12 protein-coding genes are annotated in these 16863 nt (G+C 34.1%); all 12 read left to right on the top strand.

The features are described 5' to 3' along the window. Window positions 1-45: 45 nt before the first annotated feature. The 12 genes from AC1EJ5_RS07845 to AC1EJ5_RS07790 all read left to right on the top strand — a co-directional run bounded on the left by AC1EJ5_RS07845 (window position 46) and on the right by AC1EJ5_RS07790 (window position 16724). Window positions 46-1545 (top strand): hypothetical protein, encoded by a 1500-nt coding sequence (locus AC1EJ5_RS07845; protein WP_479815605.1) that lies wholly within the window; start codon window positions 46-48, stop codon window positions 1543-1545. A 4-nt stretch (window positions 1546-1549) separates the two neighbouring features. Then, window positions 1550-2857, top strand: a complete 1308-nt coding sequence (locus AC1EJ5_RS07840; RefSeq protein WP_479815603.1) for a serine hydrolase — start codon at window positions 1550-1552, stop codon at window positions 2855-2857. A gap of 20 nt (window positions 2858-2877) precedes the next feature. Continuing rightward, window positions 2878-3771, top strand: coding sequence for an RluA family pseudouridine synthase (locus tag AC1EJ5_RS07835; protein WP_479815601.1), 894 nt, complete (start codon window positions 2878-2880; stop codon window positions 3769-3771). Between the two features lie 281 nt (window positions 3772-4052). Further along, entirely contained in the window at window positions 4053-6782 is a 2730-nt protein-coding gene (secA, locus tag AC1EJ5_RS07830; protein WP_479815599.1) for a preprotein translocase subunit SecA, read from the top strand. A gap of 1 nt (window position 6783) precedes the next feature. Continuing rightward, window positions 6784-7894 (top strand): peptide chain release factor 2 gene (prfB, locus tag AC1EJ5_RS07825; protein ID WP_311480729.1). Its coding sequence is split into 2 segments (ribosomal slippage): window positions 6784-6858 and window positions 6860-7894, totalling 1110 coding nucleotides; the frame shifts between segments, so codons are not numbered across the junction. A 46-nt stretch (window positions 7895-7940) separates the two neighbouring features. Further along, on the top strand, window positions 7941-9026 hold the full coding sequence (gene trpS / locus AC1EJ5_RS07820) for a tryptophan--tRNA ligase (RefSeq protein ID WP_479815597.1): 1086 nt from the start codon (window positions 7941-7943) through the stop codon (window positions 9024-9026). Between the two features lie 2 nt (window positions 9027-9028). Then, window positions 9029-10327, top strand: coding sequence for a sodium-dependent transporter (locus AC1EJ5_RS07815; RefSeq protein ID WP_479815595.1), 1299 nt, complete (start codon window positions 9029-9031; stop codon window positions 10325-10327). A 177-nt stretch (window positions 10328-10504) separates the two neighbouring features. Next, window positions 10505-11809, top strand: coding sequence for a sodium-dependent transporter (locus AC1EJ5_RS07810; protein ID WP_223419941.1), 1305 nt, complete (start codon window positions 10505-10507; stop codon window positions 11807-11809). 171 nt (window positions 11810-11980) lie between these two features. Next, complete coding sequence (locus AC1EJ5_RS07805; RefSeq protein WP_479815593.1) at window positions 11981-12634, top strand: response regulator transcription factor; 654 nt, start codon at window positions 11981-11983, stop codon at window positions 12632-12634. Beyond that, window positions 12622-13494 (top strand): sensor histidine kinase, encoded by an 873-nt coding sequence (locus AC1EJ5_RS07800; RefSeq protein ID WP_479815591.1) that lies wholly within the window; start codon window positions 12622-12624, stop codon window positions 13492-13494. Before AC1EJ5_RS07805 ends, AC1EJ5_RS07800 begins: the two co-directional genes overlap by 13 nt. A gap of 88 nt (window positions 13495-13582) precedes the next feature. Next, window positions 13583-14260 (top strand): ABC transporter ATP-binding protein, encoded by a 678-nt coding sequence (locus AC1EJ5_RS07795; protein WP_479815589.1) that lies wholly within the window; start codon window positions 13583-13585, stop codon window positions 14258-14260. Then, a complete protein-coding gene (locus tag AC1EJ5_RS07790; protein ID WP_479815587.1) occupies window positions 14223-16724 on the top strand; it encodes an ABC transporter permease in 2502 nt (833 codons plus the stop codon). The genes AC1EJ5_RS07795 and AC1EJ5_RS07790 overlap by 38 nt, the downstream gene beginning before the upstream one ends. Window positions 16725-16863: the final 139 nt, after the last annotated feature.

Raw genomic sequence — 16863 nt, 5'->3', positions numbered from 1 at the left:
TTTGCAAATTATGATAAAATTATTAGTAGGATAAAGGAGGCAAGCATGAATAATTCTTATTTTAAAACCGACCTGGCCCACATCTTTGATGTCGCTGAAAGATATAATTTTGTAAAAGATGAAATCGGCCATTGTTTGCAATTTTTTGCGGCAGTTTATGGCCTAAGCCTTAGTGAATTTGAATTTTTAATAGATAGTATCCATTTTGAGAGGAGTGAAATCTTTAAAAATCTCGATTCTAGTGGTTTTTTTAAGGGAGAAGACGTTTTGGAAGAGTTTTTATCTTTGGTTGATAAGGGATATTTGAAAATAGAAACTCAAAACGAAAGTGATGACAATTACTATTATTCATATTCCCACACCCCAAAGGCAAGAAATCTAGCAATAGACCTAGATGAAAGGCTATCAAGCCTCCTCGATGACTTTGGTCGTGGCAAAGACTTGGTCGATTTTGCCTATACAGACGTGATTGAAAAATTAAACTACCTTTTTGATGATTTGAGAATTTTTGGAAATGATAAGTACATATTGGATATAAAAGCTGATGGTGACCTAGATCCTGAATATACCAGGCGTTATGAATTAGTGAGGGACCTTAAAAAAGCCTTAAATGAGAAATACCCTTACCTATCTATAATTAATTTTGATGAATATAAGGAGCCTTCCTTTGATGACCTTGATGAAGATGATGAAAACTTTGAGGAAGATTTTGACGATATGGTTGAAAACTACCTAAAAGATGGCAGGCACCTTGTAGAAATTGAATACACTATGAATTCTAGAAGGGTTAAGACAAGTCTACTTGTAAATGCGGAAGACTTTTCAGATGTGATTGAAATAGGGGATTTAGATGACGATGACATGGAAGATGGTGAGGCCTTTACCCATTTTATCGGTCTTTTAGATGATTTTAATAGGGACCATAAAAAGATTAAGGAAAATCTTAGAAACCTATATTCTTTCATTGCTCCTGCCTACGATTTAAGCCTTGGAGAATTTGAATTTTGCCTATATTACTCCACAATTTATACCTGTCATGACGATGAAATCTACGATATAGACGGATATTTTATCGATGATAGCAAAGAAATTGTAGCTAGTCTTCTTAAAAAAAGATACTTATATAAGGATGAAGATGGGTTTACACTTACAGAAAAATCTGATGCTGTTTTTAAACATATGGGGACACTATTTGCATCCACAATGGAGAAAAATAAGGAAGATTATAAAGATCTTTTAACCTGTGTAAATAATTATTATGATGCAAGTGAAAGTCTTGATAAATTTACGGACGATTTTGCCTATAGGTTTTGCTTTGAGGGCTTCAATATTGAGGATAAGATAAGTGGTGAAATAGACGAATATAGCTTGTCTGTGCCATTTGATAAGGCGGTCCTTCCTATAGTTAGGAAACATTTTTCAAATCCAAAAATCCTTGCCGTAAAAGATGAGGGTTCTTATATTAGCATAATTTTCACAACTGATGACCAACCAGGCAAGGAAATCCTAGGTCGAATTTTCAAAACTGCTTTGGGAGACTTGTAAGATTATGAAAAAAATATTTAAGATTCTTTGTGCTTTTGCTTTGATAAATTTGACTTTAATTGGAAAATCTTTTGCAAGTGATGATGAAAAAATCCTTAAAGACGAACTTTATCAAGCTGTGAGAGATACTATTGATGGCAAGCTTTATTATCAGGTAAATATAAAAACCGTCCATGGACCAAGTGATATCAATATTTACATGGCAAATACCGACCAAGATAGCCTGCCAGCAGCTTCTACTATCAAGCCCTTCATCGGCCTAGCCATTTTAGATAAAACCCAAAAGGGCCAAATGATATATTCTGAAAAAATAAAAAAAGACCTTGACCTTAGCCTCCGCTTATCAGACAATGATGCGGCAAATAGGCTAATTGAGGAAATAGGTGGTTTTGAGGAAGTAAATTCCTATATAAAATCCTTTACAAAAAATGACAGGACAAGTTTAAATAGACTGATGCTAGGCAAAGGCGAGGAAAACACAGCCAATGCCAAGGATCTAACTTTGGCCCTTTATAAGATTTACAGAGATGATAGTGAAATTGGCCAAGATATGGCAGTTTCCTTGTCCAATTCATCCACAAAGAGGGTTAAATTATTAAAAAATATAAATCCAGACTACAAAACCCTGAACAAAACTGGGGAGCTTGCCCACATCGAAAACGACGTAGCCCTTATAGAAACAGGATCCCAGGCCTATATCATAAGTCTTATGACAGAAAATAACGACTTTATGGATACCTACAATCAAATCCTCCTTATAAATAAGCTTGGCGAAAAAGTTGCCAAGGCATACGAGAAATATGAAAATGCCAATAAAAATAAGGAGAAATTGTCCGAAGCAAAACTTTTGGCAAGTCTTGATAGCAAGGAGAAAAAACTTGCCTATGCCGTCTATAAAAACCAAATTTTTATAAATGCAGGCCAAACTCTCCTTGAGTCTGATTTGCCAGCCATAGACCAAATTAGACCTGTCCTTAGAGAGCAAATTGAAAATTCAAAGGCTGTTTTGGACAAATCTAAAAAGACTTTGGCAAATTTTTCTAAAGAGCCTATTCAAAGTGAGGAAGATATGATTGTAAATCTTGTAAGGCTTCTTTATACCAACAAGGATTTAAATTCTGACCTTAATAGAAAGCTTGCCCTAGCCTTTTATAATAACAAGTCAGCGGCCATGGCGGGAAATATAATCCTAAATGAAGCTCCAAAGAAAAGTCTTGGGATTAGAAGACCTCTTCTTAGAAATATCAAGGCTTCAGAAAAAATCCTAGACAAAACTCAGTCCTATTTTGAAAAGTTAAATGCAGAAAATTAATTTTCTCATATAATAATCATATGATACTAATAGCAGATGACCTTATAAGAGTTGATAAATACATATCTGACGAACTTGATGAAATACCAAGGGAGAAGATAAAGGACTTTATCAAAGCTTCTTTAATAAAAGTAAATAATGACAAAGTAAAACCCTCAACTAAGCTTAAAATGGGCGATGAGATCTTTATAGACGATTCGCTTTTTGAGGTCCCAGAGATTGTCCCAGAGGATATTCCACTTGATATTGTCTATGAAAATGAAGACTACGCTATAATTAACAAGCAAAAAAACCTAATTGTCCACCCAGCAGGGTCAATTGTGACAGGGACATTGGTAAATGCCCTGCTTTTTAAATACGGCTACGACGGCCTTTCCCACATTGGCGGGGAAGATAGGCCAGGGATTGTCCACAGACTTGATAAGGATACGACAGGCTTAATGGTGATTGCAAAAAATAATGAATCCTATAGATATCTAAAGGAACTTTTTGAAACTAGAAAGGTCAGGAAAGAATACCTGGCCATTGTCTTTGGAAATTTTGACCAAAAGTCTGGCAGAATTGAAAACTTCATGGATAGGGACCCTCATAATAGACGTAAGATGGCGGTTCGTCCTAGCGGGAGAAAGGCTATTTCTGAATACCAAGTCCTAAGCGAAGTAGACGGCTTTAGCTTAGTGAAGGTCCACATCATAACAGGTAGGACCCACCAAATAAGAGTTCACATGACAGACATAAACCATCCACTCTTGGGCGATCCTGTCTATGGGAATTTTAAGCACAAATTCAACCTAGACCATCCACTTCTCCACTGCACCCATTTGGCCTTTACCGACAAGAACGGCAGGGAAATGGTCTTTGATAAGGAAGTCCCAGAGGAATTTGAAAAATATAAAAATATCCTAGGTTTGTAAAATTTCAAAATATTAAGTAAAAAAATTTGATTTTCAATTAATTTAAGGAGTCCTAAAGGAATTTAGGGCTTTTTTCTATTAAATTTGCCTTAAATTAGGAAAATAGATTGAATTAACCATAGAAAGCTATTATAATGTATAGTGGATTAAAATCATTATCAGTTTATTTTACAAAATTAATATTTATTTTATATGGGAGTAATCCTTGCCTAGATTGCCTATTTTGATTGAAATTTTGTATAATAAGGGTAGGATAAGTGAAGAATTGGAAGGTGAAAAATTTGGCATTATTTAATATATTTAAATCATTTAGTCAAAAAGAAATCGAAGAAAATAAAAAAATTGTCGATAAAATCTTAGCACTAGATGAAGATATGCAAAAGTTAAGTGACGAAGACTTAAAACATAAAACAATTGAATTTAAAGAAAGATTAAAAAACGGAGAAACCCTTGATGACCTCTTAGTTGAGGCCTTTGCTGTAGTTAGAGAAGCAAGTAATAGGGTACTAGGAATCAAGCATTATCCAGTGCAACTTTTAGGTGGTATTGTACTACATAATGGACAGATAGCAGAAATGAAGACAGGTGAAGGTAAGACTCTTGTAGCAACACTTCCATCTTACTTAAATGCCTTATCTGGAAAGGGTGTTCACGTAGTAACAGTAAACGACTACCTTGCAAAGCGTGACCAAGAGTGGATGGGCAAGGTCCATACCTGGCTTGGTTTATCTGTAGGTTGTATTATTTACGGACTTACAAATAGCGAAAGAAGAGAAAATTACAACGCTGATATCACTTATGGTACAAACAACCAATTTGGTTTCGACTACCTAAGGGATAACATGGTTATCTATAAGGAAGACATGGTTCAACGTGGCCTAAACTACGCAATCGTAGACGAGGTTGACTCAATCTTAATAGATGAGGCGAGAACACCACTTATTATTTCAGGCCAGGGCGATGAATCAACAGATACTTATCAAAAGGCAAATGAGTTTATCCAAACTCTTGAAGGTAGAATCTTAGATCCTAATGAAGATGCAGATATTGACCCATTTGATAGGGAATTTAAGGTAGAAGACGTAGACTTCCTTGTAGATGAAAAGAGAAAATCATCAAACCTTACAGAAAAAGGTACAAAAAAGGCTGAAGAATTCTTTGGAATTGACAACCTTTCTGATACAGAAAACCTAGAATTATCTCACTATATCAACAACGCCCTAAAGGCTAATACAACAATGACAAGAGATATTGACTATGTTGTAAACCATGGCGAAGTTGAAATCGTAGACGAATTTACAGGTCGTATCATGCAAGGTAGGAGATTCTCAGATGGTCTTCACCAAGCTATAGAAGCTAAAGAAGGAGTAGAAGTTAAGGCAGAAAGTAAAACACTTGCTACCATTACCTTCCAAAACTACTTTAGAATGTATGATAAACTTTCAGGTATGACTGGTACTGCAAAGACAGAAGAAGATGAATTTGACGAAATCTACAAGCTAGACGTAGTTGAAATTCCAACTAATAGACCAGTTCAAAGGGAAGATGACAATGACCACGTTTATATCAACGAACGCGGCAAGTTCAACGCAATTATAAACGAAATTAACAAGGTCCACGCAACAGGCCAACCAATCCTTGTAGGTACTATTTCAATCGAGGCAAGTGAAAGACTTTCTGATGCCCTAAAACAAGCTGGCATCAAGCACACAGTCCTAAACGCTAAAAACCACGAAAGAGAAGCAGAAATAGTTGCCCAAGCAGGACGTCTTGGTTCAGTAACAATCGCAACCAACATGGCGGGCCGTGGTACAGATATTACCCTTGGTGGTAACGTAGATTTCATGGCTAAACAAAAGCTAAGAAGAGAAGGAATTTCAGACGAATTAATCGAAGAAGTTGACTCATTCTCAGCAACAGATAACCAAGAAATCCTTGATGTTAGAAAGAAATTTAGACACTATAAAGATCAATTTAGACCAGGAATCAAGGCTGAAGAAGCCGAAGTAATCAAGGCAGGTGGTCTATACATTATCGGTTCTGAAAGACACGAATCAAGACGTATCGATAACCAGCTAAGAGGACGTTCAGGCCGTCAAGGAGACCCTGGTAAGTCAAGATTCTTTATATCTCTAGAAGACGATTTAATCAGATTAAACGGTGGTGAAGCTGTAGCAAAATTTGTTCAAAAGGCAGATTTTGACGAAAACGAGCCAATCGTATCAAGAATGGTGACAAGGTCAATTGAAAAGGCTCAAACAAGAGTAGAAGCAAATAACTTTGCGACAAGAAAGAGAGTCCTTCAATACGACGACGTTATGAACAAGCAAAGAACAATCATCTACAACGAAAGACGTGAAGTTCTTATGGGTCATGACATGAAAGAAACCATCGTCGATATGATTAAACAAGTTATAAAAGATGCAGTTTATACTTTCACCAACCCAGAAGTTAAGCCAGAAAATTGGGAAATGACAGCCCTTCTAAACTACCTAAATGGTCTAGGAGTTCCTGTAACCCAACTTCATTTTGAAAATATAAATTCTTACACCCAAGATAACCTAATTGACTATATCACAGGTGCAACCCTTGCTAAATACGAAGACAAGGAAGCTACTTTCGGACCAGAAAACATGAGAGAAGTTGAAAGGGTAATACTTCTTAGGGTTATAGACCAAAAATGGATGGACCACATCGATGCAATGGATCAAATGCGTAAGGAAATCGGCGTAAGGGCTATGGGTCAGGAAGACCCAGTTAGGGCCTACACTAACGAAGGTTTTGATATGTACGAAGAAATGACCAGGGCAATCCAAGAAGACACTGTTAGATACATGATGAATGTAGAAATCAGACAAAATATCCAAAGAAAGCAAATACTTGTTCCAGAAGAAGCTAGCCACGAGGATATAACAGGTCCTTCTACAGATGAAGAAGACTACGAAGGTCTAAACAGAGCTGAACGCAGAAGATTAGACCGTGAAGCCAAGAAATCAACTGTAAAGAAATAATATGAGAGAAATATTTGAACTAAAAGAAGAAATCAAAAACCTCGAAGAAACCTTAAACCTAGTCGGAGATAGTCTTTGACCCGGCTAGGCTAAAAGAAGAAATAGATGGCCTACAAAAGAAATCAATGAGCCCAGATTTTTGGGATGATTCTGACAAGGCCCAAAATGTCATGGCGACCCTTTCTGATAAGAAAGAAGATTTAAAAGCCTACACTGACATTGAAGAGGCTATCAAAGATAACCAAGATTTGATAGACTTGGTAGAATTAAGCGATGATGAAGAGCTTTCTACCCTAGAAGAGGTTGATTCTAACCTTAAAAAAATCAAAAAAGACTTAGGAAGCCTAAAACTTAAGACCCAATTAAATGGTGAATACGACAAAAACAATGCCTACCTTTCCATAAATGCAGGTGCAGGTGGTCTTGAGGCGACAGACTGGGCGGACATGCTCTTTAGGATGTACACCAGGTATTGCGAAAAAAGGGGCTTTAAGGTTGAGGTCAAGGACTTAAACAACGAGGAAGCAGGCGGTATTAAGTCTGTCACCCTCCATGTCAAGGGCCCTTACGCCTACGGCTATCTAAAGGGAGAAAAGGGCGTTCACAGACTTGTGAGAATTTCACCATTTGATAGCCAATCCAGGCGCCACACTTCTTTTTCTTCAGTAGATATATTTCCTGAATTAGATGAAGATACAAGCATAGAAATTGATCCATCAGATTTAAGGATTGATACCTACAGGGCAAGTGGGGCAGGCGGCCAGCACGTAAATAAGACTGACTCTGCGGTAAGGATCACCCACATTCCAACAGGAGTGGTTGCCACAAGCCAGGCTGAAAGAAGCCAGATGCAAAATAGGGAAACAGCGATGAACCTCCTTATTTCAAAACTAATTCAGATTAAAGAAGAAGAGAAAAAAGAAAAAATAGAAGATATCCAAGGCAAGTATTCGCAAATTGCCTGGGGTAGCCAGATAAGATCTTATGTTTTCCAACCTTACACCATGGTCAAAGACCACAGGACAAACTACGAGATGGGAAATGTAGAAGCAGTGATGGATGGGGACATCCAAGGCTTTATAGATGCTTATCTAGCAAAAAATGAAAATTAATAGGGAAGCAATAGCTTCCCCTTTTTTACATCAAAAGGAGAAAATTATGGGAGATATAATTTTAACAGGTGATAGGCCAACAGGTAGACTTCACCTTGGCCACTATGTAGGAAGCTTAAGAAATAGGGTAAAGATGCAAAATGAAGGTAACTATGATAAGATGTATGTCATGATTGCAGATAGCCAAGCCCTTACAGATAATTTTGCCAATCCAGCAAAAATCCGTGAAAACCTTATCGAAGTTGCCCTCGACTACCTAAGCGTGGGCATTGACCCAGAAAAGGTGAGCATTTTTGTCCAATCACAAGTTGCAGAATTAACTGAACTTACCTTTTATTTTCTAAACCTAGTTACACTTTCAAGGCTAGAAAGAAACCCAACTGTTAAATCAGAAATTAAGCTAAGAAATTTTGAAACTAGCCTTCCAGCAGGATTTTTGATCTATCCAGTAAGCCAGGCTGCTGATATTTTGCTCTTTGATGCCAATGTTGTTCCAGTAGGTGAAGATCAGGAACCAATGCTAGAACAAGCAAGGGAACTTGCAAGAAGTTTTAATAATATCTACGGAGAAATTTTTGTAGAACCAAAGGCAGTTTTGCCAGAATCAAAAATGGCTCGCCGTATGCCAGGAATTGACGGGGCTGCCAAGATGAGCAAGTCACTTGGAAATGCGATTTATCTTGCAGATGACAAAAAAACAGTCAAGAAAAAAGTCATGGCCATGTATACAGATCCAGATCATATCAATATCGACGATCCTGGCAAGGTTGAGGGAAATATTGTCTTTACCTACCTAGATGTATTTTCTAATGACAGCCATTTTGAAAAATACTTACCAGAATACAAAAACCTTGACGAACTTAAGGCCCACTACCAAAGGGGAGGGCTTGGTGATGTTAAGTGCAAGAAGTTTTTAATCAAGGTCCTAGAAGAGGAATTAGAACCAATTAGGGCAAGGCGTGCTGAATACGAAAAAGACATAGAAAAAGTCTTTGAAATCCTAGAAAAAGGCACAGCTGACGCTAGGGCCCAAGGAGCTAAGAAAATCGAAAGAGTCAAGGCTGCCATGGGTATAGATTATTTTGAAGATACAGAACTTATAAAAGAAATCCAAGAAAAATATAGGGGCTAGCCATGAAGCTCCCTAAGACAAAATCCAAAACCATCTTTGTCCTATCAGCCACAGGTTCTGCGGTTGGTATGGCAAATGTTTGGGGCTTTCCTTATAAGTTTCACAAGGGCGGGCTATTTTTCCTGATTTTCTATTTGATTTTTATAACGCTTTTTTCCTATGTTGGCCTATCTAGCGAATTTGCCATAGGAAGGATGGGAAAGGGATCAGTTGTAAATTCTTACGAAAAAGCCATAAAAACATCCCGCCCAAATTCAAAACTAGCAAAAATTTACGGCTATTTTCCACTTTTAATTTCCTTAATTATAGCGGTTGGCTATACAATAATAGTTTCTTATGTGGCTAAGGCCTTGGTGGATACTATCAATGGAAGGCTTTTGCTAACCCCACCATCAGTTTGGTTTGAAGACTTTTCTTCAAGGTCCTTTGCCGTTATGGAAGTCCATCTATTGATAATAGTCATGGTAATTTTGATAAGTCTCGGTGGTTTTAAGTCGGTTCAAAAACTAAACTCGATTTTGATGCCATCAATGATTGTAATTTACCTTATAGTTTTAGTAAAGATGTTAACGCTTCCAAATATAGGGGAAGGCTACAGACTACTTTTTAGGTTTGAATGGAAAGATTGTAATATTGGCACAGCAATTTCAGCCATGGGAGACGCCCTCTTTGCCCTTTCTATTACGGGTTTTGGCATGATTTTTGTGGGAAGGATGCTTGCTGACAACCACGATATAGTCACAAACTCAAAACTTACAGGACTTTTTGATACCATAGTTGCTCTTTTGTCAGCCTTTATAATAGTGCCTGCAATTGCTGTTTTTTCTATGGGTCACGCTGAGGGACCTGCCCTAATTTTCCACATCCTGCCTAGTATTTTTAATTCTATGAGGATAGGAAGTGGATTTGCAATTTTATTTTACCTGGCAATTATTATGGCGGGATTGACTTCACTTCAAACAATATTCGAATCGATTTCCCATACCTTAAACCAGGAATTTAAAATGGATGACAAACAAGCCCTTCTTTTAGTAGGCACACTTGTCCTAATTTTGGGAATTGACCTCCACCCACTAGCTAGGTGGTCACATTTGATGGACATAACAATCTATTACCTAATCCCACTTGGGGCCATGCTTGGCGCTGTGGTTTGGTTTTTCGTAATGGATCCTAAAGTCCTTTTAAAGGAGATAAATCTTGGAGCAAAGAAGCAAAAAAATGAAAATTTCATAAAAATTGGTAGGTATGTCTATACACCGCTTGTAATAATAGTTTGTATAGGTGCAATACTCTTCCATTAAATATTACTCCTACAGAGATTCTTTGCTAGAAACTTTCCAAGTTTTTAGGTAAATAGCCAATCTTTGTAGGAGATTTTTTTTCTTGAATTATTTTTAAAATGGGTTATAATTAGACTATGCTTTAAAGTGATATACCGACAAAGAAAATAAATTTTTATATAAATAAAGGAGAAAAAAATGAATAAGTTTAGTTCGAAATTAGGATTTATCCTCACGGCAGTCGGATCGGCCGTCGGTATGGCAAACGTGTGGGGCTTTCCATATAAATTCCAAAAAGGAGGCCTAGTTTTTTTAATAGCCTACATATTTTTTGTTAGTGTCTTCTCTTACTGTGGACTCGCTAGTGAGTTTGCAGTTGGAAGATATGCTCAAACAGGCACACTCGGTGCTTACCACAAGGCTTTCAAAAGCCGTAAAGAAGACACAGTTGTAGGCAAGTTTATAGGCTACATTCCATTAATTGGGTCTTTATTAATAGCTATTGGCTATGCAGTTATAGTTGCCTACGTTCTAAAAGCCTTGGTTGATTCTTTATCTGGATTTTTATTAACTACTGACACTACATCTTACTTTGATAGTTTTTCCTTAAAGCCATTCTCAGTAGTGCCTTACCACTTTTTTATAATTGCAATTACATTGCTTTCATGTATAGGTGGAGCAACAACCATTGAAAAATCAAACAAAATTATGATGCCAACCTTCTTTGTACTTTTTGTAATTTTAGCAATTAGGATTTTAACACTTCCAAATGCTATAGAAGGCTACAAATACATGTTTAGGTTTGATAAAGAAATGCTATCTTGGGGAACAATCCTTCAGGCCATGGGCCAGGCATTTTTCTCCCTATCTGTAACAGGATCGGGCATGCTAGTAGTAGGTGCGTATCTTTCTGATGATGAAGATATAGTTTCATCATCAAAAATGACAGGCTTTCTTGATACTCTAGCAGCCATGCTAGCGTCTTTTGTAATGATTCCAGCAATTATTGTTTATAGTATGGACCAAGCAGGTGGACCTGGACTCTTATTCCAAGTTCTACCAACAATTCTTCAAGACATGGCAGCAGGAAGAATTTTTGCCATTATTTTATACGTAGCAGTTGTATTCGGCGGTATATCATCCCTACAAAATATGTTTGAGGTAGTAGCAGAATCCCTTATGCAAAGACATCCAAAATTAAAACGTAATTTGGTTTTAGTTTTAATCGGAATCGTGGTTTTTGCAATAGGCGTAAACATGGAAATGATTAGCCAGTGGGGACCATTTATGGACATTATCTCAATCTATGTAATCCCAATAGGGGCAATGATTGGGGCTGTGACCTGGTTCTGGATTTTGAAAAAAGACCAATTACTCGGTGCGATTAATCTTGGCTCAAAGAAAGTCTACGGCGATACCTGGTACAATATTGGAAAATTCCTATATGTACCTCTAGCAGTTATTTTATGTTTAATTGCAGTCATATTTAGAATATCATTTTAATGAAAAAAGCGGGTCTAAGACTCGCTTTTATTATGTTTTAGATGTTATAAAATTGTTTTTTATTTATGGTATAGTTACTATAGATAGTATATAAATTAGCATAAGTGAGTTTAAATATATTCAAATTCGTATTACGATTTTTTATTAGGATTTTTATGAATAGGAAATGGTATGAAAAAGATATTAATAATTGAAGATGATACAAATTTAAATAAAGGGCTTTCTATAGCCTTAAATAAAGAATATGAAGTTTTTTCTGTAAACACAATTAGTGAAGCTAAATCTTTTATTGATGATGCAGATTTGATTTTACTTGATATGAACTTACCAGATGGAGATGGACTTGAAATAATAAAATATACGAGACAATCTTCATCAATTCCTATAATAGTTTTATCAGCCATAGATCTAGAAGCATATATAATTTCAGCCATAAATTTAGGGGCAGACGACTATCTAACAAAACCTTTTTCTTTGGGTATATTAGAAGCAAAGATAAAAAGAGCTTTTGAAAAAATAGTGTCTAGTGATTTAAATCTTTATAAGAAAGATGGTCTAGACTTTAATTTCAATGAAAATATTTTCTATGTAGACAATAAAAATATAGATCTCACAAGGACAGAGACAAAAATTTTATACTACATGATAAAAAACAAGTCTCAAGTTATTACTAAGGAATTACTTTTTGATTTTGTTTGGGGAATAGATGATGAATTTATTGATCAAAATACATTGAGCGTCAATATTTCTAGGATACGAAATAAATTAAAACCCTATGACCCAATAGAAACAGTCTTTGGAGTTGGATATAAATGGAAATTTTAATAGGTCTTTTAGTAATTATAATTGGAATTCTTTTATATAAATATATTACCTTGAGAAATGAAATGCTTGAACTTTCAGACTATATTGATAAGGCTTTGGATGGAAATTTAGAAATTACAGAATTTGATGAAAAGGAATTATCTAAAATAAAATCAAAGCTCATTAAGTTTTTGTATGCCAGCCAAGTAAAAGAAGCGAAAATAAATACAGAAAAAAGTAAAACAAAAGATTTAATAGCAGATATATCCCACCAAACCAAGACGCCAATAACCAATCTTGCTTTATACATTAGTCTTTTAGAAGATGATCCGAAAGATGAGTATCTTGAAATTATAAAGTATGAACTTAATAAACTAGAATTTTTAATTCAAAACCTAGTAAAATCTTCTAGGCTTGAATCAGATATTATTTCCTTACAAAAACATCAAGCAAATTTAAAAGACATAGTAGAAGATGTTTTGAGAGAATTTAAAGTAATATTATATGAAAAAAACATAAGCATAAATTTAAAAGACGAAGACTTAATTTTCAATTTAGACGAAAGATGGCTTAAAGAAGCTATCCACAATCTAGTAGATAATGCTATAAAATACTCGCAAAATGGTTCTACAATTAATATTTCAGTTTATAAATCTTACCTAAACTATAATCTAGACATAGAAAATGAGTGCAAAGACATATCAGAAGAAGCTTTGCCAAAGATATTTGAAAGATTTTATAGAGGAAAAAATTCAGTTTCAAAGGACGGTTTGGGTTTGGGTCTATTTATAGCCAGAGAAATTATAGAAAAGCATGGTGGAAATATAAAGGCATCTTTGAACGAAAATAGAATAAAATTTTCAGTAGACTTCCCCTTGTGAGAAGTCTTTTTTCTTACAAAACTGTAAGAAGTCTTGTAAGTACTTTGTAAGATATGAATGTTATATTAAATGTAAAGAGGTGATAAATATGTTAAAAGTAGAAAATTTAAAAAGATATTATAAAACAAATGATGTAGAAGTAAGAGCCCTTGACGGAGTATCTTTCGATGTGGAAAAAGGAAAATTTATTTCTATAATTGGAGCAAGCGGTTCTGGTAAATCAACCCTGTTACATCTACTAGGAGGACTTGATTATCCTACAAGCGGAAAAGTTTTAATTGATGATACCGACATTTATGCATTGAAAGATGATGAGAGAACCATTTTTAGAAGAAGAAATATTGGTTTTGTATTTCAAGCCTATAATCTTTTGCCCATGCTAAATGTATATGAGAATATAATTATTCCCTTTGGTCTTGATGGGGATAAAGTAGATAAGAAATATGTTGATTCAGTAATAGACATTCTTGAGATAAGCGATCAAAAAAATAAAATGCCAAACGAATTATCAGGTGGACAGCAACAAAGGGTTGCCATAGCGAGAGCCTTGGTTACTAAACCATCATTGATTTTAGCTGACGAACCTACAGGAAATTTGGATTCAAAATCATCTTCTCAAGTTGTTTACTTACTAAAAAAGATTAATAAAGAGCTTGGAAATACTATTCTTATGATCACTCACGATGATGCTGTCGCTCAAGCTGCAGAAAAAACTTTAAGAATAGAAGATGGAAGGCTGGTGGAAAAAAATGAAAGTCAAAAATAAAGCTTATATAAGGCGTCTTGCAAAAAGTATTTTAAATGCAAATAAAAGTAGGAGAAATATTCTCTTATTAGCAATTGCTTTGACTTCTATACTATTTACAAGTCTGTTTTCCGTAGCCTTAGGTTTAGGAAAAAGCATGGAAACCCAAACAATGAAAACTATTGGAACAATCAGCCACGGATCTTTTAAAGAACTTTCTGACGAAGATATAGAAATATTAACCCAGGATAAGGATATAAAGGATTTTTCAGTAAGAGAAAAAGTTGGAATTCTTGATGATGAAAAAGTTATGGCAGAACTATCTTATATGGATAAGAAAGGATTTGAATGGTCTCTAATAGAAAAAGTTAAAGGGAAATTTCCTGAAAAAGAAAACGACGTATTTATAGATTTAGCAACTGCTAAAAAATTAGGTTATAAGGGTGAAATTGGAGAAGAGATAGAAATTCCATACAGTATTGAAAAACCTTACACAGGAGAGATTATTGAAAAGAAAAGTGATAAATTTATTATATCTGGAACCTTTCAAAATCCTATTGATTCCAATGTTGGTGTAGGACAAATCTATTTATCAAAAGCCTATGTGGATAAATTATTACTACCAGATACGAATAACGATATGGAAGTAATGCTAAAAAACTCTTTTATGATAAAAAATAAACTCTTAAAAATAGCAGAGAGAAATGGTTATAAAGTGGTAGATGACCCTGGAAATTTATCTGATAAAGAAATAAGAATTGGTGTTAATTTTGCTTATATTTTATCTAGAGGTGATAACGCAGACTTTTTGATATTTTTACCCGCATTACTTTTATTAATTTTAGTAATTATTGCAGGATTTTTAATTATCAATAATATATTTAAAATATCTGTAAATGAAGATATAAATTTAATTGGACTACTTAAAACAATTGGTATGACAAAAGTTCAAGTTAAAAAGCTTGTTCATTTAGAATCTTTTATACTTTCAATCCCATCTATAATAATAGGAAACGCCATAGGTATTTCTATTGGTAAAATAATTTTAAATAAAATATTTTCTACTAATGTAATGCTAGCGAATATAAATCTATCATTAGCCTTAATATTATTAATTATACTTTTCTCTACCATATTTACTTTATTAACTGTTTTTCTATCAGTTATGAGTCCAGCAAAATATGCAGCTAAAATTTCACCAATAGATGCTAGTAAATATAATGAAACTCAAGTAAAAAAGAAATACATAAGTAATTCTATTTCACTAGGAAAACTTGCAAAAAGACAGGTTTTTTCAAATAAATTTAGATTTGTTTCAATTGTTCTTTCTATGAGTTTATCAGCTGTTATTTTAAATAGCGTTTTAACTTATACAAGCAATATTGATCTAGAAAAGGGAATTTCTGATGTAATTGTAACAGACTATAATATAGCAAGCCCAAAATATTTTAGGTATATGTACTCAGGAAGTGAAGACGGTATTAATGAAAAGTATATTGGTGAAATAGAAAACCATAAAGGATTTAAAAGTGGAGGTGCCTTATATTCATACGGTTATGAGTACACATATCCGGTTATAAAAATAGAAGACAATAAAGTTGCTCCAATATTATTGGGAATAGATGATTATTTAATAAATAAACAAAAAATAATAGATGGAGAATTTGATAAAGAAAAATGGCAAACAGGAAATTATGTTATCATAGGAGAATATGGAGATAAAAAATCTGCATTTAAATCTGGCGATAAAATAAAGATCAAAGTAAAAAATAGCATTAAAGAAGTCCAAATTATGGGAAAAATTAATTATAATTTTTCCGATGGATTGAGATATTATCCTATTATCCAGGAAAATCAATTTGATGAGTCTAGCCCTGAGTTAGATTTAGAATATTTTTATTTAAATCCTAATTTGTACAAAGAACTCACAGGCGATAACAGTATAATGTCATATGGATTTGATGTAGAAGATAGTGAAAAGGAAAATTTTGATAAGTTATTAAAATCTTTTGAAAATGAACCAGGATTTTCTTACGATTCAAGAGATCTTCAGATAAAGTCTTTTAAAGATTTCAAAAATCTTATAGAATTTGTGGGTTATAGTTTATCTATAGTATTGTTTTTAATTTCTGTACTGAATTTTATAAATGTTATTGCTACTGAAATTTTGAGAAATATGGTTAACTTATCAATTCTTGAAGCAATTGGAATGACAAAGAAAAATATTAAAAAATATTTGGTGAAAAAGAATTTGATCTATTCTTTATGTGGCTTAATATTTTCTTTCATCATTATGCTTCTTGTAGATAAATACATCTTGTTGGATTTTATGGAACAAGCGAAGTGGACTTCCTATAAATTTGTAATCATGCCACTTATACTTGTAAACTTTGTAAATATTATCATTGGTATAATATTTACAGGTAGATTCTATGAAAAGCACAGTCAAAACAGTCTTGTAGATAGAATAAGAAGTTTAGAATAAAAATTTCATCTTTAAATATAAAGATTTTATTGAGTTTCGATTTATAAATCTATAGTATAATAACATTATTAAAAAACAAATGTGTATACCAAATATATATAACTGAGATTTTCAATAAAATAAAATCCCTTTTTAAGTT

Source organism: Anaerococcus sp. C0059F3 (assembly GCF_056590475.1).
This window is presented reverse-complemented; position numbering and strand designations above follow the sequence as displayed.

Coding starts and splice junctions, on each gene's coding strand:
- AC1EJ5_RS07845 (WP_479815605.1), top strand. CDS start 46: ATGAATAATTCTTATTTTAAAACCGACCTGGCCCACATCTTTGATGTC.
- AC1EJ5_RS07840 (WP_479815603.1), top strand. CDS start 1,550: ATGAAAAAAATATTTAAGATTCTTTGTGCTTTTGCTTTGATAAATTTG.
- AC1EJ5_RS07835 (WP_479815601.1), top strand. CDS start 2,878: ATGATACTAATAGCAGATGACCTTATAAGAGTTGATAAATACATATCT.
- trpS (WP_479815597.1), top strand. CDS start 7,941: ATGGGAGATATAATTTTAACAGGTGATAGGCCAACAGGTAGACTTCAC.
- AC1EJ5_RS07815 (WP_479815595.1), top strand. CDS start 9,029: ATGAAGCTCCCTAAGACAAAATCCAAAACCATCTTTGTCCTATCAGCC.
- AC1EJ5_RS07810 (WP_223419941.1), top strand. CDS start 10,505: ATGAATAAGTTTAGTTCGAAATTAGGATTTATCCTCACGGCAGTCGGA.
- AC1EJ5_RS07805 (WP_479815593.1), top strand. CDS start 11,981: ATGAAAAAGATATTAATAATTGAAGATGATACAAATTTAAATAAAGGG.
- AC1EJ5_RS07800 (WP_479815591.1), top strand. CDS start 12,622: ATGGAAATTTTAATAGGTCTTTTAGTAATTATAATTGGAATTCTTTTA.
- AC1EJ5_RS07795 (WP_479815589.1), top strand. CDS start 13,583: ATGTTAAAAGTAGAAAATTTAAAAAGATATTATAAAACAAATGATGTA.
- AC1EJ5_RS07790 (WP_479815587.1), top strand. CDS start 14,223: ATGGAAGGCTGGTGGAAAAAAATGAAAGTCAAAAATAAAGCTTATATA.